Genomic DNA, 19,024 nt, shown 5'->3' with positions numbered 1-19,024 from the left:
CGCCCAGTTCGGCTCCGCCTTGTTCTTGACTCAGCCCGGCTCCGTTCGTCTACACTTACCGTTTGTGACGGCTAACGGAGATGCGGGACTGGGGCTGCTCGGCGACCCCAGCCGCCGAGCCATCTTCGAGCTGCTCGCGCGTCGGCCCAGCTCGGTGCAGCAGCTCGCCGACGAGTTGCCGATCAGCCGACCGGCGGTGTCGCAGCATCTGCGGGTGCTGCGCGAGGGCGGGCTGGTCGTCAGCCGCGCGGAGGGCACGCGCCGGATCTACCGGCTCAACCCCGAGGGCGTCACCGCGTTGCGGACCTGGCTGGACGGGGTCTGGAGCGACGCCCTCACCGACTTCCAGAAGACGGCCGAGGCGACCCCGCCCGACTGGGGAACCGACCCGGCCACCGGCCCCGGGAGCGAGGAGAACCCATGACCGGCACGGCCCCGATCCCGCCCATCACCGGCACGGTCTCCCTGGCGGTCCCGGTCGAGCGCGCCTTCGAGGTGTTCACCGCCTCGGTCGACGCGTGGTGGCCGCACCAGTACCACATCGGGCAGGCCGAACTCGCCGAAGTCGTGCTCGAGTCCGGCGTCGGCGGGCGCTGGTTCGAGCGCGGTGTCGACGGCAGCGAGTGCGACTGGGGCCGGGTGCTCGTCTGGGAGCCGCCCCACCGGTTGGTGTTCACCTGGCAGATCAACGGCTCCTGGCAGTTCGATCCGGACCCGGCCAAGGCCAGCGAGATCGAGGCCCGGTTCACCGCCACCGGCCCGCAGGAGAGCGTGGTCGAGGTCGAGCACCGCTACTTCGAACGCCTCGACGGCGGCCGGAACATCAACGACGCGATCAACGGCGGTGGCGGGTGGGCGCTGCTGCTGGACGGGTTCGCCAAGATCGTGGCTGCCCAGCGGGCCGACCGATGACGCGCACCGGCCGCCCCGACTACATGGCCATGGCGATGGCCGAGCGGGCCGAGATCACCGACCTGCTGGCCTCCCTCACCCCGGAGCAGTGGAAGGCACCGACGCTCTGCGAGGACTGGCGGGTCCGCGACGTCGTCGCCCACATGTTCAGCTACGACGAGCTCGGCACGATCGGGCTGATCAGACGCTTCGCGAGGGGCCGGTTCACGCGCGGCGGCCCGAACGCACTCGGGCTGGCCGACTACGCGGACCGCAGCCCCGATGAGCTCGTCGCCCTGGCCAGGGCGCACCAGCGTCCCCGTGGACTCACGGCGGGATTCGGTGGACGCATCGCGCTGACCGACGGCACGATCCACCACCAGGACATCCGCCGACCCCTCGGGCTGCCTCGTCATCTCCCGGCCGAGCGGCTCGCCGTCGTCCTGGAGTTCGCCAGGACCGCCCCGACGATCGGTGCGAGGAAGCGCATCCGCGGACTGACCCTCACCGCGACCGACCTGGACTGGACCACCGGCGAAGGTCCCGAGGTGTCGGGGCCGGGCGAGGCGTTGCTCATGGCGCTCGCCGGCCGCCGCGGAATCACCGGTGACCTGTCCGGGCCCGGGCTGCCCGAGCTCGCCGAACGCATCGGCGGCTGAGACCGCGAGTGGACTCGGATCGCCGGCGGTCGGACCTGACGGTGGGGAGATCTGAACCGCGGACGAGTCCACGGCGCCAGGCCACCGGGCTGTGGAGCCGTGGAGGGCCCGAGGCTCACGCCTTCTCGAGCGCTTCCCCGAAGGTCCGGAGGAGTCGCAGGTGCCGCTGACGGGAGAGCAGATGTCCCGCGCCGATCGCGGCGGCCACCGGCCACTCGAGGATCCCGACGGCGGCCAGGGTGGCCAGACCACCGAGCCAGGCCAGCGCGTCGAGGGCGGGCAGCCGAACGGTCCCCAGGCCCGCGATCTCGACCCTGACCGAGTTCTCCTGCATGTTCTTCTCGATCGCGCGCAACAGCTCGCCGTGGCCGACCCGGATGACGGGCGTCTCGTTGGCGGTCGCCGGCGGTTCCTGTGCCGCGTCGACCGGCGTGGTGGTCGTTGACATGGGCGGTCCTCCTCGTCCAGGCCGCGGGCGGACCCGGTGGGACGGTGAAGGCCGCTCAGCGTGCCTGCGTCGGACCTCCGCGACATCGTCCACCCCAGGTGAGTGCTGGTGAGGCAGCGAGGGCCGCCACCACTGCGACCTGTGGAGCGGAGCGCTCAGCTGCTCCGGGCGACGTCGGGCGCGCTGCGCCCCGGCCCTGCCGAGGACGGTCAGACCGTGCCGGCGATCCAGCGGGGGCGCGGGGCAGAGCCGGCAACGGCTCCACGTCCGGAGGCTCCGAGCAACCCGGATCACCGGTTCGAGCCGGCTCCTGGGGGAGACAGCGGCAGCCGCAGGACGATCTCGCCGTCGTCGTCGACCTCGCCGGTCGGCTCGAAGCCGAACTTCCGGTAGAACGGGCCCGGGTCGCCCGGGCCCGGCTCGTAGCTGGTGAGCAGCTCGTCGGCACCCTCCTCCCGCACGAGGTCGGCGATCCGGGTGAGCACCGCCCGACCGATCCCGCGCCCCTGGTACCGCTTGTCGACGAGCAGCCTCCACAGGAAGTAGTCCGGCGCGTTCCACGAGAGCATCACGAATCCGACCGGCTCGTCGCCGAGGTAGACGGCTCGCGCCCACGGCCGGGCCTCCGGCTCCGCCGCGGCGTCCTCGAGCGACTCGGTGACGGAGGCGACGAACCGTCGCTGCTCACGCCGGACCCGGAGGGCGCGCACGCGTTTCCGGTTGTCGTCGGTGATCTCCCGCAGCTGCACGGGTGGAGACGTCATGCCGAATCCGTTCCGAGCCGATACACCGGCTCGCGCTCGGTGGATCCTCTCGGGCGGTCGCCGCAGGCGATCGTCGCCTGAACGAATCCCGCGGGTGCGGGGTGCGGTCCCAGATCGAGCACGCCGGCCACTCTGGCCCTGTCGACTCGGTGTGCTGCAAGGGGCGAACGGCCCTTCCCGGTTCGTCGGTCTCGGCGCGGGTGCAGCACGAGCGTCCCGGCCGCATCGCGGCGCCGAGCCAGGTGCTGTCCACGCTGGACTGTCCGACGGAATGCTCCGAGGCGGTCGGGGGGCCGGATCCGCTCGTCGTCGGCCCGCCGTCACGCACCGGCCGGATGAAGGGGCGATGGTGTCGGGACCGCACACACGGCCGACGATCCCGGCGGGCCGCTCACCCGGCCCGGTGCACGGACCTGGCGGTAGCGCCAGGCGCCGGTGATGTCGGGGAGCTCCTCGACCCGCTTGTAGACGGCGCCGCGACCGGAGGTCGAGTCCGTCCAGAACAGGCTGGGGAGCGGGATGGACATGTAGCCGTACCGGACGACCTGGCCGCGAGCCGGACCGTCCTCGAACCGAACGTTCACCGCCATGCACCGAGTGTGCGCGTGTGGGGGCCGGCAAAGCTACGCATACCTGGCCGAGTCGGCAGGAGCAGGAGCGCGCCGACCGGCTGGAGGCCGAGGTCGTCCCGGCGGGAAGCGGGTCACCCTCCCCGCGACGCTGCTGGGTGAACTGCCGTCACGCAGGCAGCAGGAACCACAGCCCCGTCATGGCCGTGGCGATCAGCAAGGCCATCGTCAGCAGGGCACCGAGCATCCGGTCGCGCGCCATCCGCCGAGTCTGCGCGGGCCGGGTGAACGGCGGGTGGCGTCGAGCGACGATGTTCACCGTTGTGCTCCTGCCCTCGGGCGGCGACCGGCTGAGCCGAGCTCGGCGTTCCGCGTCGTCGACGAGCCCTGGTGGCGCCGTCAGGCCTCGATGAAGATCAGGTCCTCGGGTGGGTGGGTCATGCGGACCTGTTGCCCCTGGATCTCGAGGACGTTGTCGAAGCCGGTGACGGCGGCGGTGCTCGCGATGACCAGCCGGTCGTCGACGGTGGCGAGGTAGGCGGGGAAGCCGCCGAGCGAGGCGTCGCCGTCGCCGAGGGCAAGGTAGTCGACGAGGCGGCGGAAGAGCTTGGGCAGGATCACGGCCTGCTCGGTGAGCGTCTCGAGGCCGGTGACGGTGAACCCGGACTCGGTCACGTCCTCGGCCCAGATTCCGCGGCGCGCGTCGCGGGCGCGGCGACAGGCGTCGGTCAGCGCAGCACGGAGGTCCGGGAAGAGCTTGCTGTAGTACGTCGGGTAGACCAGCCCGGTGTCGAGCATTCCGCTGTTGGCGCTGCCTGCCAGATCCTCGGGTCGGACGAACACCGACTCCAGGTCGGCGTGGGCGCTCTCGCCGCCGAAGGCGAAGGCCACGCAGCGGCCGTACTTGTCGGCGAAGCGGGTGAGGATGTAGCCCGGCACGCGTTCCGGGATGGACGAGACGACCGTCTGGTCGTCGCGTTCGACCTCGGTGAAGCCGAGCAGCCGGGGGAGCAGGGCGGCGGCCTGCTCGGCCAGCCGGATCGGCTGGTGCAGTTGGCCGAGGCCGCCGACGCGGGGGCTGTAGTGGGTCTCGAGGGAGTCGATGCCCTCGAGCCGCAGCTGGGCGCCGCCGGTGCTGCTGGTGCGTACGGCGATTCCGGCTCTGGCGAAGGCGTCGGGATCTGCGGGGTGGAAGCGGATGGAATCCCCGTCCGGAGCGGCGCCGACGATGCGGAAACCGCCCTTGATCAGCGTCAGTGGCACGGGGTTCACCCTCCTCCGTCTCCTCCGTCGCGGCACGCCGGGCGAGCCCTCGTGCCGGGCCCGGGGAGGGTCGTCATCGGCTGTTCATCGACTCGTCCGGCGCGCCGGTTGCCACGGCGGCGCCTCGCCGCGTCGCTGAGGCCCGCCACCCCCGTCAGCCGACCCGGTGGTAGCGCCACACGCCGTCGGGTCCCGGGGCGTCGGTGCTGCTGTGGTAGACCGCCTCCACGCGGCCCGACTCTCCGCTCACGCCAGGCTCGGCAACGCCGTGCTCAGGTACGTGTAGTCCTCGGTCCGGCCCACCGCCGGTCCGTCCTCGAAGGTGCTAGAGCCAGCCCTTGCGGCGCAGTCCGAGGTAGAGCAGCCCGCCCAGGACGAGGATCAGCAGGCTGCTGGTGACGAAGCCCCAGGGCTGTTCGAAGCCGGGGTAGGGCACGTTCTGCCCGTACCACCCGGTGATCGCGGTGGGCACGGCGATGATCGCGGCCCAGGCGGCGAGCTTGCGGGTGATGACGTTGAGCTCGTTGCCCTGCTCGTTGAGGTTGCTCTCGAGGATGCTGGCCACGTGGTCGCGGGTGCTGTCGACCGTCTCGGCGGCGCCCAGGACGTGGTCGTAGACGTCCTGGAAGTAGGGCGCGATGGTGGGGTTGGTGAGCGGGATGTTCTCGTCGTCGCGCAGCAGCCGGTTCACCACCTCGCGCAGGGGGACGGTGACTCGGGCGCCGCGTCCCACCGGGCGAGCACGCTGTCGATGTCGAAGTCGGTCTTGCGGACGGTGATGAGGGCCCGGGCCGTGACGAACGCGCTCATCTCGCTGGTGACGAGCGCGCAGCCGTCCTCGTCGAGGTCGACGGCGTAGAGGTTGACGAACAGGTGGGACTGGTAGCGGTCGAGCTTGGGGCGTTGCCGGTCGACGACCGCGTCCTCCACCGCGAGGGGATGCAGCCCGAACTCCGCGATCAGGATGCCGAGGTCGGACTCGTCGGGATCGTGCAGGTCCAGCCAGACCACGGCGTCGTCGTGCGCGTCGAGGTGTCCGCGGATCTGCTCGGCCGGGAAGCCCTCGTCGACCAGTTTCCCGGCCCGGTACAGCCGCGTGCGGGTCGCGCAGCGGGGTGGCTCCGCGGTCGTCACGCTGGGTGCGCGTCCTCCCGGGGTGTGCGGATCGCCAGGGGCGGGCTCCGGTTCGGGTACCGGGCGCGGACCTGTCATGGATCACGTCCTTTCCACGCGGGTGTCGGAGCGGCCACGGCTCCCGGGACGACGTTCAGTACCTGGCAGTCCGCCGCGTCAAATGTGTCCGGCGGCTGCCCGACGGCCGACCCACGGGCACCCCGATCCCGCGTGACAGCTCGACCGGGCCGCGGAGCGCCTCGGCTCCGGGCGGGTGCGTTCAGGCGGACGGGTTGGGCTCTTCGTCGGGCTGGCTGCTGGTGCGCCGGCAGGAACTCGCCGAGCGGCGCCGGACGTTCGGGTGGTCGGCCGGGCATCCGCCGACATCAGCAGGTCCGCTGTGGTTCGCTGACGGGCCATCTCGAGAAGAGATGTCCGATCGGATCTCGGGGTTCGGCGAGGTGAATCGTGGCGGGTAGGGCGAGGCAGGCCGAGAAGACCGCCGGAGCGGGCGGGGCGCAGGCCGCCGGTACACAGACCGAGGAAGGCACGTCCCCCACCGGGACGTCGACGGGGCAGAAGCCGTCCGAGACCGAGCAGGTCCGCCCTGACCAGCCCGGCGAGGGGCGCTTCGAGGGGCGCCGCGCGGCGACGGTGAACCTGCCGTTCGTGACGGCTCAGTTCCGGGCGCCGGATCTGCACGCGCCGAAGCGGGAGGACCTCGAGGCTGCGGCGCGCGGCGCCCGGTCGATGCTGCCGTCGGGCAGGTCCCTGCTGTTCATGGGCGGCCTGGCGGTGACCGCGGTGGCCGGGGTCATCGAGTGGCCGGTCGCGGCGGCCATCGGGATCGGGAGCGCGCTCGCCAGCCGGGGCAAGGTGGACGTCGCGCCGCGCGGGCCGGAGCAGCCGGTACGCGCGGAGGTCGCCGACACGTCCGGCGCGAATGGTGGAGAGACGAGCGGCACGTCCTGATCGTCTCCGGCCGGGCCGCCCGAGACCCGGCACGTCTCACCCGATCGCATCCGCGGCGGTCCGGAGCGGCTCGCCCTTCCGGAGAGTGGCCCCGGTCCGCCGCCCGGATCGCTGCGTCCGCGGGAGTCCCGGTGCTGCAACGCGTGCTCGACGTAGCGGCCGTCGCCGTCGGCACTGTCGCGGGCACGGCCGTGGCCACGGCGAACGGCGTGACCGAGCTGATCTCCGCGGTGGGGACGGGGATCGGGTCCGGTTCGCCGGAGCGCGTCCACCTTCCCCTGCGCGGGGTGCATACGGATCCGGACGCGGCCGTGAGGGCCGAGGCGGGGATCGCGCGGCACGAGGCCGTTCGCCGTGCCGAGGTGAACGCCGTCCTCGGCACCGTCATGGTCGAGTTCGACCCGGGATCGGCGGGGGAAGCCGAGATCGAACGCGTGGTCCGCGCGGTGGAGCAGGACAGCGGGCTCGCCGAAGCACCGCGGTCCGGGCGCGAACACCCCGGACACCCGGCTCGCGCGCTGCGCGAGGCCGCGCTGGTGGGCCTGCACACGACGGGCCTACTCTACACCGCGATCGGGCGGGCCGTACCGGTCCTGCCGATCACGGTGCCGGGGTCGATCGTGGCGTTGATCGACGCGACACCTCGACTGCGCGGTGTGCTGGCGCAGGCGCTGGGCGAGGCGGCGACCGACGTGCTGCTGGGTGGGGCGTCGGCGATCTCCAACGCCGCCGGGCGGCGCCCGGTCGGATTGGCGGTGGACGCGGCGCAGCGGTACGTCGTCCACCGGGAGGCCCAGTCACGACGGCGGGCGTGGGCCGCGTGGGAGACCGCGCTGGCCGAGCAGGAGAGCGGACACCGGGCCGAGGCGGTGCCGGCGCGGTCCCGGCCGGTGTCGGTACCGCCGGGACCGGTGGAGACGGTGAGCGAGTGGGCGACCGGCCTCACCCTGGGCGGCGGGCTCCTACTGGGTCTCACCGGACCCGTCCCGCTCGCGAGCACGGCCCTCGCGGTCGGTGTGCCCAAGGCGGCGCAGGTGGGCCGGCAGGCGTTCGCCGCGCGGCTCGGCCGTGACCTGGCGGAGCGGGGAAGCCTGGTCCTCGACGGGGCGGCGCTGCGGCGGCTGGACAGGGTCGACACGATCGTGCTCGACGTCGACCTGCTGTGCACCGGCCGATACGTCGTCACCGAGGTGGTGCCCGTGGCCGGGTCGGCGGAGGACGAGTCGTCCGAGCTCGTCGAGCGGGCCCACGACCTCGTCGACCTGCGCAGGCCGAGGCGTAGTCGCACCCGCGAGGGCTGGGCGGTCGTGCCCCTCGACGACCCGGCTGCACTGCCGTCGCAGGCCCACGAGGCCGCGGCGGAGCTGGCCCGGCGCTCCTCGGTCGTCCTGGCCCTGCGCCGTGCGGACGAGGTCCGCGCCCTGGTCGCGGTGGAGGACGAGCTGGACCCCTACGCCGAGGCCGTCGTCGCCGCGGCCGGGCGTGCGGGGCTGGTGCTGGTGGCCGGGCCGCGGCAGCTGGCCAGGCGCCTGGACGCCGACGGTCAGGTGCCGGGAGGAGCGGAGCTCGCCGACTCGGTGACCCGACTGCAGACCGACGGGCATGTCGTCGCACTGGTCAGCCGGCGCACCACCGCGCTCGACGCCGCCGACGTCGGGGTCGGGCTCGTGCCGGGACGCCGGAGCGGTCCACCGTGGACCGCGGACGTCCTCGCCGGCACGGCGGCCGAGGTGTGCCTGGTGCTCGACGCCGTCTCCCCGGCGCACCGGACCAGTCGCCGGGCCGCGCAGCTCGCGATCGGTGGATCGGTCCTGGGCGGTGTGCTGGCGCTCCTGGGGCCACCCACCGGTGCGGGCGGCCGGGCGGCGGCGGCCGTGCACACCGCGGCCCTGCTCGCCCTCGGGTACGGGACGTGGTGCGGCTCGGATCCGGGCCGACGGCCGGGTCCGGTGCCCTCCGACCGGACACCGTGGCACGCCATGTCGGCCCGCGCGGTACTGGACGCGGTGGAGACTTCTCGCGGCGGGTTGTCCGAGCAGGAGGCGCGCCGCCGGCAGCAGGACCGGCCCTCGCCCGCGGAGCGGTCGGAGGTCGGCCTCGTTCGCGCCTCGGTGGAGGAGCTGGCGAACCCGGTCACCCCGGCGTTGGGCGCCGGGGCGGGGATCTCGGCGGTCACCGGCTCGCTGCTGGACCCGCTGCTGATCCTCGGCGTGCTCGCGCTCAACGGCCTGATCGGCGGGGTGCAGCGGGTGAGTGCGCAGCGGGCGCTGCGCACGCTGCACCGCAGCAGCGCCACCCGGGTGCGGGTCCGGCGCGGCGAGACGGAGGACGAGCGGCGCAGTGACGAGCTCGTCCGCGGCGACGTGATCCGGCTGCACGCCGGCGACGCGGTGCCCGCCGACTGCCGGGTCCTGTCGGCGCACGACCTGGAGATCGACGAGTCCTCGCTGACCGGGGAGTCGGCACCCGTGGCGAAGTCGGTCCGGGCGAGCAGCGCCCGCACCCTGGCCGACCGGCACTCGATGCTCTACGAGGGCACCGTCGTCGCGGCCGGGCGGTGCGAGGCCGTCGTCGTGGCGACCGGGACGTCCACCGAGGTCGGCCGCACCCTCCGCCGCGACGGCGAGCAGGCCCCGCCGACCGGGGTCGAGATGCGGTTGCACGAGCTCACGGCGCGGGTCCTCCCGCTGACGGTCGGCGCCGGCGTGCTGGTGATCGCGATCGACCTGCTCCGGCGGCGACCGGTGCGGGCGGCGCTGACCCGGGCGGTCGGCCTGGCCGTGGCCGCCGTGCCGGAGGGCCTGCCCTTCGTCGCCACCGTGGCCGAGCTCGCCGCCGCGCGCCGGTTGTCGGCCCGCGGCGCCCTGGTCCGCAACTCCTCGACCATCGAAGCCCTCGGGCGGGTCACCGCACTGTGCTTCGACAAGACCGGCACCCTCACCGAAGGCCGGATCACGCTGCGCCAGGTCTCCGACGGCACCGCCTCGGCCACCGTGGACGATCCGTTGCCCGAGGGGCTGCGCGACGTCGTGGCCGCCGCCGTGCGGGCCAGCCCGTTCCGCGCCGATCCCCGCCAGGTCGCCCACCAGACCGATCAGGCCGTCCTGCGCGGTGCGGAGCTGCTCGGGATCAGCGCCGAGAACGGGCACGCGCTCGTCGAGCAGCTCGACGAGCTGCCGTTCGAGACCCACCGCGGCTACCACGCCACCCTCTGGCGCGGTCGCAGCGGCAGCCGGATCAGCGTGAAGGGCGCGCCGGAGGTCGTCCTGCCGCTGTGCACGGCGGGGGCCCGCGGCGGCGGGACGTCGGCACCGGACGCCCGGGCCGGGATCGAGGCCGAGGTCGACCGGTTGGCCCGGCAGGGGCATCGGGTGCTCGCCGTCGCGCAGCGCCGTGTCCCCGACCAGGATCGGCTGGCCGAGGCCGACGTGACGGACCTGGAGTTCCGTGGCCTGGTCGCCCTCGTCGACCCGGTCCGGCCGACGGCGGCACGCTCGGTCGCGACGCTGCGCGGCGCCGGGGTCGACGTCGCCATGATCACCGGCGACCACCCCAGCACGGCGCGGTCCATCGCGGCCGAGCTCGACCTGCTCGACGGGCGCGACGTCCTGACCGGTGCCGACCTCGACCGGCTCGACGACGCCCGGCTCGTCGAGGCCCTGCCCCGCACGGCGGTCTACGCCCGGGTCACCCCGGCGCAGAAGGCACGCATAGTCCGGCTGCTCCAGCAGAACGGCCACACGGTCGCGGTCACCGGCGACGGGGCCAACGACGCCCCCGCGATCCGCCTGGCCGACGTCGGCATCGCGCTCGGGACCCGCGCCACCCCGGCCGCCCGGGAGGCCGCCGACGTCGTGATCACCGACGACCGGATCGAGACGCTCACCGACGCCGTCGTCGAGGGCCGCGGCATGTGGTCCTCCGTGCGGGACGCGCTGTCGATCCTGCTCGGCGGCAACCTCGGTGAGATCGCCTACACTCTCGGCACCGGGATCATCGGCGGCCCGGGCGCGCTCAACGCCCGGCAGCTGCTGCTGGTCAACATGCTCACCGACGTCCTGCCGGCGATGGCCGTCGCCGTCCGGCCCCCGCCCGAGGTGAGCCCCGAGGCGCTGCTCGCGGAAGGCCCCGAACGGTCCCTGGGGCGCTCGCTCAACCGGGACATCGCCGTCCGCGCGAGCATCACCGCCGTCACGGCCACGGCTGCATGGCTGCTCGTCCGGCCGGTGAGCACGCCCCGCCAGGCCGGCACCACCGGGCTCGTCGCACTCGTCGGCGCGCAGCTGGGACAGACCCTCGCCGTGCGGGGACGCACCCCGCTCGTCGCCCTCGCGGTCGTGGCCTCGCTGGCCCTGCTCGCGGTCGCCGTGCAGGTGCCCGGCCTGAGCCACGTCGTCGGCTCCCGCCCGCTCCTGCCGCACCAGTGGGCCGTGGCGCTGGGCGCCGCTGCCGGCGCCGGCCTTGCTCAGCTCGTCGCCCAGGGCTTCACCGACCGCGCAGGTGCCCGCTTGTCACCCGACCGTCACCGGGAGGCCGATCAGCGGGCGCCCGGCCGTCATCGCGACGGGTGACGCTCGGTCCTCCTCGTCGGAAGGGTGGACATGATGAGCGAGATCCTGACGGCCGTCCTGGTGACCGCCGCCGCGGCGCTGCTGGAGCGCCTCGCCGTGCGCCTCGCCCGTACGCTCTGGGGTGCTCTCCGCCCTGCCGCTGTATAGGTCCACGGACCGGTGCGCGGGCCCGCACCGCCGACCGCCCGCCCCCGGTGTGTAGTTGACGCCCGCCTCGTCAAGCATGGGTTGACGGCGATGCCCGGTCGGCCTGCTCCGCGTCCTCACCCATCGTCATGACGACGTCAGTCGCTCAGCTGTCGCCCATGCCGCTCGCCGGGATGCTCGGGATCCCGTTCACGGCTGCACCGAGTCCGCGGCGACCTCGTCGGGCGAGCAGGCGGTTCCACCGCCGACGACGCCGCGGCTCGCGACCCGTGGAGCCGGCGCCATGGGCAACGAGATGACGGTGGTGAGTCCCCCTCCGGGGGTGTCCTCGGCGGTGAGGGTGCCGCCCATGACCTCGGTGAGGCCGCGCGCGACGGACAGCCCGAGCCCGACCCCGCTGGTCGCCCGGCGGTCGCCGAGCCGTTGGAAGGGCGCGAAGAGCTTCTCGCGCTGCTTCTTGGGCACCCCGGGTCCGGAGTCGACGACCCGCAGCTCGGCGCGGCCCTCGTGGGCGCTGGCCCGCAGGACGACCGGGGCGCCGCCGCCGTGGCGGAGGGCGTTGTCGACCAGGTTCGCGACGACGCGTTCCAGCAGCCCGACGTCGGCGGTCACGTCGGGCAGGTCGCCCGGGATCTCCAGGCGGACCCGGGGGCCGTCGGGCACGCTGAGCAGGGCCCGGGCGGCCACCTCGTCGTAGCCGATGCGTTCCAGCAACGGCGCGACGGCGCCGGAGGCCAGCCGCGAGGAGTCGAGGAGGTTGTCGACGAGGCCGGTCAGCCGGTCCGCGGACTCCTCGACCGTCTCGAGCAGCTCGGCCCGGTCCGTGCCGGACAACCGGAGCAGCGGATCGCGCAGGCTGTTGATGGCCGCCTTGATGGAGGTCAGCGGACTTCGCAGGTCGTGGCCGACCGCGGAGAGCAACGCCCCGCGGGTCTCGTTGATCTCGGCGCGCCGCTGGGCGCGCAGCGCTTCCTCACTCGCGCGTTGGCTGCGTAGCGCGAGCAGGGCCTGCCCGCCGACGGTCTCCATGAGCCGTCGGTCGTGGGCGGGCAGCGCGCGGCCGGTGCCGATCAGGTGCAGCCCGGGTTCGACGGCGACGTCGACCTCGGCGTCCTCGGGCCGGCCGCACTCCGGTGGGCCCGAGGTGGCGACTCGCCGCCACTCGCCGTCCTCGTGCTCGAGCAGGGCGACGCAGCGTAGCCCCCAGGCCTCGCGGACCTTCTCCAGCAGGCGGGGCAGCGGGTCGGCGCGGGTCAGGACGGTGCGGGCGAACGAGGCCAGCAGAGCCGCCTCGGTGCGTGCCCGCGCGGCCTGCTCCCCGCGCCGGGCCGCCCGGTCCACCACCAGCGCGACGAGCACGGCGACGATCAGCATCGCGACGACGGTGATCGCGTTCTCCGGTTCGGAGATGGTCAGCGAGTACAGCGGCGGGGTGAGGAAGAAGTTGAGCAGCAGGCCGCCGAGCAGGGCGGCGAGCAGCGCCGGACCGAGCCCGCCGACCAGCGCCGCCACGATGGTGGCCAGGAAGAACAGCACGACGTCGGTGGAGAGCCCGACGATCTCGTAGAGGGACGCGCCGATCAGGGTCGCCGCGGCCGGGCCCAGCACCGCCAGCACCCAGCCCAGGACGCGGCGGTCGAGCGGGACCGCGCTGTGCAGCCGGGGCAGCCGGAGCGCGGAGGCGCCGGCGGCGGCGTGGGTGACCATGTGGACGTCGATCGAGCCCGACTCCTGGACGACGCGGGCTCCGATGCCCTCGTCGAACAGGCGGGCCAGCCGGGAGCGCCGGGAGGTGCCGAGCACCAGCTGGGTGGCGTTCACCCCGCGGGCGAACTCGAGCAGGGCGTCGGTGACCCCGCCGGCGCCGCTGTCGCCGACGACGGTGTGGAAGCTGGCGCCGACGTCGTCGGCCAGTTTCCGGAGTGCGGTGGTGGCCCCGACCGGTGCCCCGGCCAGCCCGTCACCGCGCAGCACGTGCACGGCGAGCAGGTCCGCCTGGCCGGCCCGCTTGGCGATCCGGGTGGCCCGGCGCAGCACGGTCTCCGACTCCGGGCCGCCGGTGAGGGCCACGACCACGCGTTCGCGGGTCTCCCAGGTCTCGGAGATGCGTTTCTCGGTGCGGTAGCGCTGCAGCGCCGTGTCGACCTCGTCGGCCACCCAGAGCAGGGCGAGCTCGCGCAGCGCGATCAGGTTGCCGACCTGGAAGTAGTTGGCCAGGGCGGCGTCGACCTTCTCGGCGGCGTAGACGTTGCCGTGCGCCATCCGCCGGCGCAGGGCCTCGGGGGTGATGTCGACCAGCTCGATCTGCTCGGCGCGGCGGACGAACTCGTCGGGGACGGTCTCTCGCTGCCGGACCCCGGTGATCTTCTCCACGACGTCGTTGAGCGACTCGAGGTGCTGGATGTTGACCGTGGACAGCACGTCGATGCCGGCGTCGAGGAGCTCCTCGATGTCCTGCCAGCGCTTGGGGTTGCCGGAGGCGGAGCTCGCGGAGCCGGCCATCCGGTCCGAGCCCGGCGCGTTGGTGTGGGCCAGCTCGTCGACCAGCACGACCTCCGGGCGGCGGGCGAGCACGGCGGCCACGTCGAGCTCCCCGCCGAACCGGGTGGGGCGGCGCGGGACGATCTCCAGGCCGTCGAGCAGCTCGGCGGTCCTCGCGCGGTCGTGGGTCTCGACGAGCCCGACCACCACGTCCGTCCCGCGCTCCTTGCGGCGACGGGCCTCGCACAGCATGGCGTAGGTCTTGCCGACCCCCGGCGCGGCGCCCAGGTGGATCCGCAGCTCACCTCGTTGCTGCACCTGTCCTCCCGGCGCCGCTCCGGTGGTCACGTCCCCACCCCGCTCGTGCGAGACCCGCTCATCTCACCTCACCGGCCTGCCCGCTGTGCGGCGGCGACCGCCAGGTTGAGCTCGGTGACGTTCACGGTCGGCTCGCCCAGGAACCCGAGTATGCGCCCGTCGGTCGCCTGCGCGACCAGGTCCCGGACCCGGTCGACGGGCAGCCCGGCGACCCGCGCGACGCGGTCGACCTGCAGCGCGGCGTAGGCCGGGCTGATGTCCGGGTCCAGCCCGGAGGCCGAGGCGGTGACCGCGTCGGTGGGCACGGCCTCGGGCGCGACGCCCTCCCGCCGGGCGATCAGCGCGCGCCGCTGGGACACGGTGTCGAGCAGGTCGGTGGAGTCGCCGGCCTTGTTGGAGCCGCCGGAGGTGCTGGTGTCGGCCGGGCCGAGCACGTCCTCGGACGAGGCCGCGGGCCGGGTGTGGAAGTAGGGGTCGGCGGCGGGGTCGGCGGGGACCGGGTCGACGCCGATCAGCGAGGATCCGACGACGGTGCCGTCCCGGGTGACCAGCGAGCCCTCGGCGTGACCGGAGAGCCCGGGGAGCCGGGAGACGCCCCAGACGACGAGCGGGTGGACGATGCCGCAGAGCACCGTGAAGAGGAGCAGCAGCCGCAGACCGGTTCCGGTCTGCCTGCGCAGTGTGGAGAGCATCAGATTCCCGGGACCAGTCGGACGAGGAGGTCGATGAGGAAGATGCCGGCGAACGGCGTGACGACGCCGCCGAGGCCGTAGACCAGCAGGTTGCGGCGCAGCAGGCTCGACGCCGAGGAGGGCCGGTAGCGCACGCCGCGCAGGGCCAGCGGGATCAGCACGATGATGACCAGCGCGTTGAAGATCACCGCCGAGGCGATCGCGGACTGCGGCGAGTGCAGGCCCATGACGTCGAGCAGCCCGAGCGAGGGGTACAGCGCGGCGAACATCGCGGGCAGGATCGCGAAGTACTTCGCCAGGTCGTTGGCCACGGAGAAGGTGGTCAGCGCCCCGCGGGTGATCAGCAGCTGCTTGCCGATCTCGACGATGTCGATGAGCTTCGTGGGGTCGGAGTCGAGGTCGACCATGTTGCCGGCCTCCTTGGCCGCGGCCGTCCCCGAGTTCATCGCGACCCCGACGTCCGCCTGGGCGAGCGCGGGCGCGTCGTTGGTGCCGTCGCCGGTCATCGCGACCAGCCGCCCGCCCTCCTGCTCCGTGCGGATGTAGGCCATCTTGTCCTCGGGCGTGGCCTCGGCGAGGTGGTCGTCGACGCCCGCCTCGGCGGCGATCGCGCGCGCCGTGCGGGGGTTGTCGCCGGTGACCATGACCGTGCGGATGCCCATGGCCCGCAGCTCGGCGAACCGCTGCGCGATACCCGGCTTGACGACGTCGGACAGCCGGATCACGCCCAGTACCCGGGCGTCCTCGCCGGTGGGCGAGGCGGCCTCGACGACGACCAGCGGCGTTCCGCCCTCGTCACCGACGGCGTCGGCAAGGCGGGACACCTCTGCCCAGGCGGCGGAGTCCGCCGAGCCGGCCCACGCCTGCGCCGCGCTCGCGGCGCCCTTGCGCACGGAACGGCCGGGCAGGTCCAGCCCGGACATCCGGGTCTGCGCGCTGAACGGCACGAACTGCGCGCGGGCCTCCTCGGCCGAGGCCTCCGCCGGCAGCCCGAACTCGCGGGCGCACAGCTCGACCACGCTGCGACCCTCCGGCGTCTCGTCCGCCAGGCTCGACAGTCGTGCGGCGGCGGCCAGCTCGACGCGGCCGGCGCCGCCCACCGGGATCAGCTCGGTGGCCTGCCGGTTGCCGAAGGTGATGGTGCCCGTCTTGTCGAGCAGCAGGGTGTCGATGTCCCCCGCGGCCTCCACGGCGCGGCCGGACCTGGCGAGCACGTTGCGCTGCACCAGCCGGTCCATCCCGGCGATGCCGATCGCCGAGAGCAGGGCCCCGATCGTCGTCGGGATGAGGCAGACCAGCAGGGCCACCAGAACGACCACGGACTGCGGGCCACCGGCGTAGGCGCTCATCGGCTGCAGCGCGACGACGGCGAGCAGGAAGATGATCGTCAGCGCGCCCAGCAGGATGGTCAGGGCGATCTCGTTGGGCGTCTTCTGCCGGGAGGCGCCCTCGACCAGCGCGATCATCCGGTCGACGAAGCTCTCCCCCGGCGTGGTGGTGATCTCCACGACGATCCGGTCGGACAGCACCGTCGTCCCGCCGGTCACGCTGGACCGGTCGCCACCGGCCTCGCGCACGACGGGCGCGGACTCGCCGGTGATCGCCGACTCGTCCACGGTCGCGATGCCCTCGACGACGTCGCCGTCGCCGGGAATCGTCCCGCCGGCCTCGACGACGACCCGGTCGCCGATCCGCAGCTCGGCGCCGCCGACGCGTTCCTCGGTCCCGTCGCGGCGCAGGCGGCGGGCGACGGTGTCGCGCGTGGTCTTCCGCAGCGTCTCCGCCTGTGCCTTGCCGCGGCCCTCGGCGACGGCCTCGGCGAGGTTGGCGAACAGGACGGTGAACCACAGCCAGATCACGATGAGCCAGCCGAAGAGCGTCGGCTGCCGGATCGCGTCGAGCGTGACGAGCACGGACCCGATCCACACGACGAACATGACCGGGTTGTGCAGCTGGGTGCGCGGGTCGAGCTTGCGCAGCGCGTCGGGCAGCGACGCCCACAGCTGTGCGGGACGGAACGCGCCGGCCTCGACCGGGGTGCCGGAGGCGACCGCCTCGGGCGGGGTGCGTTCGAGGGTGGGGGTGGTCGTGCCGCGTGTCATGCCGAAGCCTCCGCGAGGGGACCCAGCGCGAGCGCCGGGAAGAAGGTGAGGGCGGCGACCAGCACGACGGTGCCGGTGACGAGAACCGCGAAGAGCGGCTCGTCCGTGGCCAAGGTGCCCGCGCCGGGCTCGACCCGGCGCTGCCGGGCGAGCGAGCCCGCGAGGGCGAGCACCGCCAGGATCGGCACGAACCGGCCGAACAGCATCGCGAGCCCCAGTGTCGTCTGGAAGAAGTCGCTGGTCACGGTGATGCCGGCGAACGCGGAGCCGTTGTTGTTGGCCGCGCTGGCGTAGGCGTAGAGGACCTCGGAGAAGCCGTGCGACCCGTCGTTGTTCAACGCGTCGAGCGTCCCCGGCAGCGCGATCGCCAGCCCGGAACCGACGAGCACCAGCACGGGCATGACCAGGATCGACACCGCGGCCGCGGTGACCTCGCGCCGGCCGAGCTTCTTGCCCAGGTACTCCGGCGTGCGGCCGACCATCAGCCCGGCCAGGAACACCGCGATCACCGCGAGCACGAGGATCCCGTAGAGGCCGGCGCCGACACCGCCGGGCGCGACCTCGCCGAACAACATGTTCAGCAGCACGACGCCGCCGCCCCCGCCGGTGTAGCTGTCGTGCAGCGAGTTGACAGCACCGGTGGAGGTCCCGGTCGTCGACACCCCGAACAGGACCGAGCCCGGGATGCCGAAGCGGACCTCCTTGCCCTCCAGGGCACCGCCCGCGGCGAGCGTGGCGGGGCCGTTGGGGTGGGTCTCGGCGAACCAGGCCAGGGCCAGCATCGCGGTCCAGACCACGCCCATCACCGACAGCAGCACGGTGCCCTGCCGGCGGTTGCCGACCATCGTGCCGAACGTGCGGGTCAGGCAGACCGGGATGACCAGGAGCAGGAAGATCTCGAACAGGTTGGACAGGGCGTTCGGATTCTCGAACGGGTGCGCCGAGTTGGCGTTGAAGATGCCGCCGCCGTTGGTGCCGAGCTCCTTGACGGCCTCCTGCGAGGCCGTCGGGGCCAGCGGCAGGGTGTGGGTGGCCCCGTCGACGCCGGTGACGGCGACGCCCGAGCGCAGCGACATCGTCACACCCATGGCGATCAACAGGATCGCCGCGACGAACGAGAAGGGCAGCAGGATCCGGACCACCCCGCGGGTCAGGTCGACCCAGAAGTTGCCGATCCGGTCCGTGCCGGAGCGGACGAAACCACGGACCAGTGCGACGGCCACGGCCATGCCGACCGCGGCGGACACCACGTTCTGCACGGTCAACCCGGCCATCTGCACGGTGTTGCCGAGCACCTGCTCCGGCACGTAGGACTGCCAGTTCGTATTGGTCACGAACGAGACGGCGGTGTTGAAGGTCATCGACGGGTCGACCGAACCCCGGCCGAAGGACGCCGGGAGCAGCGGCTGGAGCCGCTGCAGCAGGTACAGCAGGACGATCGAGACGAACGAGAAGCCGAGCACCCCGGCGGCGTAGGTCGGCCAACGCTGACCGCTCGCCGCGTCGACCCGGACCAGCCGGTACAGCGCGGACTCGATCCGCCAGTCCCGCTCGCTCGTGAAGACCCTGGCCATGTGGTCCCCGAGGGGGGTGTACACCGCCGCGAGCAGGACCAGCAGCACGGCGACCTGGAGCAGGCCGGCAACGGTGTCGTCCATCAGAACCGTTCCGGACGCAACAGGGCCACCACCAGGTAGCCGAGCAGGCCCAGGGCGACGACCCCGCCGACCACGTTCGTCACCACGTCGGCGGTACTCACGGGCGCTCCAGACCGCGCAGGCACAGCACCAGGACGGCGAACCCGCCGACCAGCAGCAGTGCGTAGAGCACATCGGCCACCGGACAACTCCTCACACTCGGCCGCCGGACCTCCCGGCGAAGCCGACGGCGAGTGTGAGCCCGGCCGAGGGACGTCGTGGAGACTTCGAACAGGACCTTGACGTCCCCGCGCCTGATCTTGACGAGATCTTGACGGCCGGAGACGCATGTCAACCGCTGCCGTGGCAGCGACGGAGCAGGAAGCGGACCGGGGTT

The 19,024-nt window shown here is 73.5% G+C and carries 17 protein-coding genes; 5 read left to right on the top strand and 12 right to left on the bottom strand.

The genetic code is table 11. The annotated features are described in order from the left end of the window. Nucleotides 1-64 precede the first annotated feature (64 nt). The 3 genes from ABD990_RS17255 to ABD990_RS17245 are packed head-to-tail and all read left to right on the top strand — an operon-like array spanning nt 65 to nt 1,550. On the top strand, nt 65-424 hold the full coding sequence (locus ABD990_RS17255; RefSeq protein ID WP_345381568.1) for an ArsR/SmtB family transcription factor: 360 nt from the start codon (nt 65-67) through the stop codon (nt 422-424). Next, on the top strand, nt 421-912 hold the full coding sequence (locus ABD990_RS17250) for an SRPBCC family protein (protein ID WP_345381567.1): 492 nt from the start codon (nt 421-423) through the stop codon (nt 910-912). Before ABD990_RS17255 ends, ABD990_RS17250 begins: the two co-directional genes overlap by 4 nt. After that, nucleotides 909-1,550: a maleylpyruvate isomerase family mycothiol-dependent enzyme gene (locus tag ABD990_RS17245; protein WP_345381566.1), complete on the top strand. Its 642-nt coding sequence runs from the start codon at nt 909-911 to the stop codon at nt 1,548-1,550. Before ABD990_RS17250 ends, ABD990_RS17245 begins: the two co-directional genes overlap by 4 nt. Nucleotides 1,551-1,665: 115 nt before the next feature. Here ABD990_RS17245 and ABD990_RS17240 read toward each other — a convergent pair whose 3' ends face one another. The 7 genes from ABD990_RS17240 to ABD990_RS17210 form a co-directional block, all read right to left on the bottom strand. Then, nucleotides 1,666-1,998 carry a hypothetical protein gene (locus tag ABD990_RS17240; RefSeq protein WP_345381565.1) on the bottom strand — a complete coding sequence of 111 codons (333 nt, stop codon included), beginning with the start codon at nt 1,996-1,998 and terminating at the stop codon, nt 1,666-1,668. Nucleotides 1,999-2,288: 290 nt separating this feature from the next. Next, nucleotides 2,289-2,762, bottom strand: coding sequence for a GNAT family N-acetyltransferase (locus tag ABD990_RS17235; RefSeq protein WP_345381563.1), 474 nt, complete (start codon nt 2,760-2,762; stop codon nt 2,289-2,291). Nucleotides 2,763-3,082: 320 nt separating this feature from the next. Further along, nucleotides 3,083-3,352: a hypothetical protein gene (locus ABD990_RS17230; RefSeq protein WP_345381562.1), complete on the bottom strand. Its 270-nt coding sequence runs from the start codon at nt 3,350-3,352 to the stop codon at nt 3,083-3,085. 148 nt (nt 3,353-3,500) lie between these two features. Further along, nucleotides 3,501-3,650, bottom strand: a complete 150-nt coding sequence (locus ABD990_RS17225) for a hypothetical protein (protein ID WP_345381561.1) — start codon at nt 3,648-3,650, stop codon at nt 3,501-3,503. An 80-nt stretch (nt 3,651-3,730) separates the two neighbouring features. After that, nucleotides 3,731-4,594 carry a nuclease gene (locus ABD990_RS17220; protein ID WP_345381560.1) on the bottom strand — a complete coding sequence of 288 codons (864 nt, stop codon included), beginning with the start codon at nt 4,592-4,594 and terminating at the stop codon, nt 3,731-3,733. Between the two features lie 325 nt (nt 4,595-4,919). Further along, nucleotides 4,920-5,288, bottom strand: coding sequence for a CorA family divalent cation transporter (locus tag ABD990_RS17215; protein ID WP_345381559.1), 369 nt, complete (start codon nt 5,286-5,288; stop codon nt 4,920-4,922). Beyond that, nucleotides 5,282-5,728: a CorA family divalent cation transporter gene (locus tag ABD990_RS17210; RefSeq protein ID WP_345381558.1), complete on the bottom strand. Its 447-nt coding sequence runs from the start codon at nt 5,726-5,728 to the stop codon at nt 5,282-5,284. Before ABD990_RS17210 ends, ABD990_RS17215 begins: the two co-directional genes overlap by 7 nt. Nucleotides 5,729-6,175: 447 nt before the next feature. Between ABD990_RS17210 and ABD990_RS17205 the strand changes: the two genes are divergently transcribed. Continuing rightward, a complete protein-coding gene (locus tag ABD990_RS17205) occupies nt 6,176-6,679 on the top strand; it encodes a hypothetical protein (protein WP_345381557.1) in 504 nt (167 codons plus the stop codon). A gap of 131 nt (nt 6,680-6,810) precedes the next feature. Further along, nucleotides 6,811-11,250 carry an HAD-IC family P-type ATPase gene (locus ABD990_RS17200; RefSeq protein WP_345381556.1) on the top strand — a complete coding sequence of 1,480 codons (4,440 nt, stop codon included), beginning with the start codon at nt 6,811-6,813 and terminating at the stop codon, nt 11,248-11,250. Nucleotides 11,251-11,586: 336 nt separating this feature from the next. Here ABD990_RS17200 and ABD990_RS17195 read toward each other — a convergent pair whose 3' ends face one another. Genes ABD990_RS17195 through kdpF form a run of 5 tightly spaced genes read right to left on the bottom strand, consistent with a single transcriptional unit; the run spans nt 11,587 to nt 18,749 of the window. After that, complete coding sequence (locus tag ABD990_RS17195; RefSeq protein ID WP_345381555.1) at nt 11,587-14,226, bottom strand: DUF4118 domain-containing protein; 2,640 nt, start codon at nt 14,224-14,226, stop codon at nt 11,587-11,589. A 38-nt stretch (nt 14,227-14,264) separates the two neighbouring features. After that, entirely contained in the window at nt 14,265-14,888 is a 624-nt protein-coding gene (gene kdpC, locus ABD990_RS17190) for a K(+)-transporting ATPase subunit C (RefSeq protein WP_345381553.1), read from the bottom strand. Beyond that, entirely contained in the window at nt 14,888-16,990 is a 2,103-nt protein-coding gene (gene kdpB / locus ABD990_RS17185; RefSeq protein ID WP_345381552.1) for a potassium-transporting ATPase subunit KdpB, read from the bottom strand. The genes kdpC and kdpB overlap by 1 nt, the downstream gene beginning before the upstream one ends. Beyond that, nucleotides 16,987-18,648 (bottom strand): potassium-transporting ATPase subunit KdpA, encoded by a 1,662-nt coding sequence (gene kdpA, locus ABD990_RS17180; protein WP_345381551.1) that lies wholly within the window; start codon nt 18,646-18,648, stop codon nt 16,987-16,989. Before kdpA ends, kdpB begins: the two co-directional genes overlap by 4 nt. Next, on the bottom strand, nt 18,648-18,749 hold the full coding sequence (kdpF, locus tag ABD990_RS17175) for a K(+)-transporting ATPase subunit F (protein WP_345381550.1): 102 nt from the start codon (nt 18,747-18,749) through the stop codon (nt 18,648-18,650). Before kdpF ends, kdpA begins: the two co-directional genes overlap by 1 nt. Between the last annotated feature and the right edge of the window lie 275 nt (nt 18,750-19,024).

The organism is Pseudonocardia yuanmonensis (assembly GCF_039542425.1).
In the GTDB taxonomy this organism is placed as follows: domain Bacteria; phylum Actinomycetota; class Actinomycetes; order Mycobacteriales; family Pseudonocardiaceae; genus Pseudonocardia; species Pseudonocardia yuanmonensis.
Note: the sequence above shows the minus strand (reverse complement) of the source record. Positions and strands in the feature narration are given on the sequence as shown.

Coding starts and splice junctions, on each gene's coding strand:
- kdpB (WP_345381552.1), bottom strand. CDS start 16,990: ATGACACGCGGCACGACCACCCCCACCCTCGAACGCACCCCGCCCGAG.
- ABD990_RS17235 (WP_345381563.1), bottom strand. CDS start 2,762: ATGACGTCTCCACCCGTGCAGCTGCGGGAGATCACCGACGACAACCGG.
- ABD990_RS17250 (WP_345381567.1), top strand. CDS start 421: ATGACCGGCACGGCCCCGATCCCGCCCATCACCGGCACGGTCTCCCTG.
- kdpC (WP_345381553.1), bottom strand. CDS start 14,888: ATGCTCTCCACACTGCGCAGGCAGACCGGAACCGGTCTGCGGCTGCTG.
- ABD990_RS17245 (WP_345381566.1), top strand. CDS start 909: ATGACGCGCACCGGCCGCCCCGACTACATGGCCATGGCGATGGCCGAG.
- ABD990_RS17230 (WP_345381562.1), bottom strand. CDS start 3,352: ATGGCGGTGAACGTTCGGTTCGAGGACGGTCCGGCTCGCGGCCAGGTC.
- kdpA (WP_345381551.1), bottom strand. CDS start 18,648: ATGGACGACACCGTTGCCGGCCTGCTCCAGGTCGCCGTGCTGCTGGTC.
- ABD990_RS17240 (WP_345381565.1), bottom strand. CDS start 1,998: ATGTCAACGACCACCACGCCGGTCGACGCGGCACAGGAACCGCCGGCG.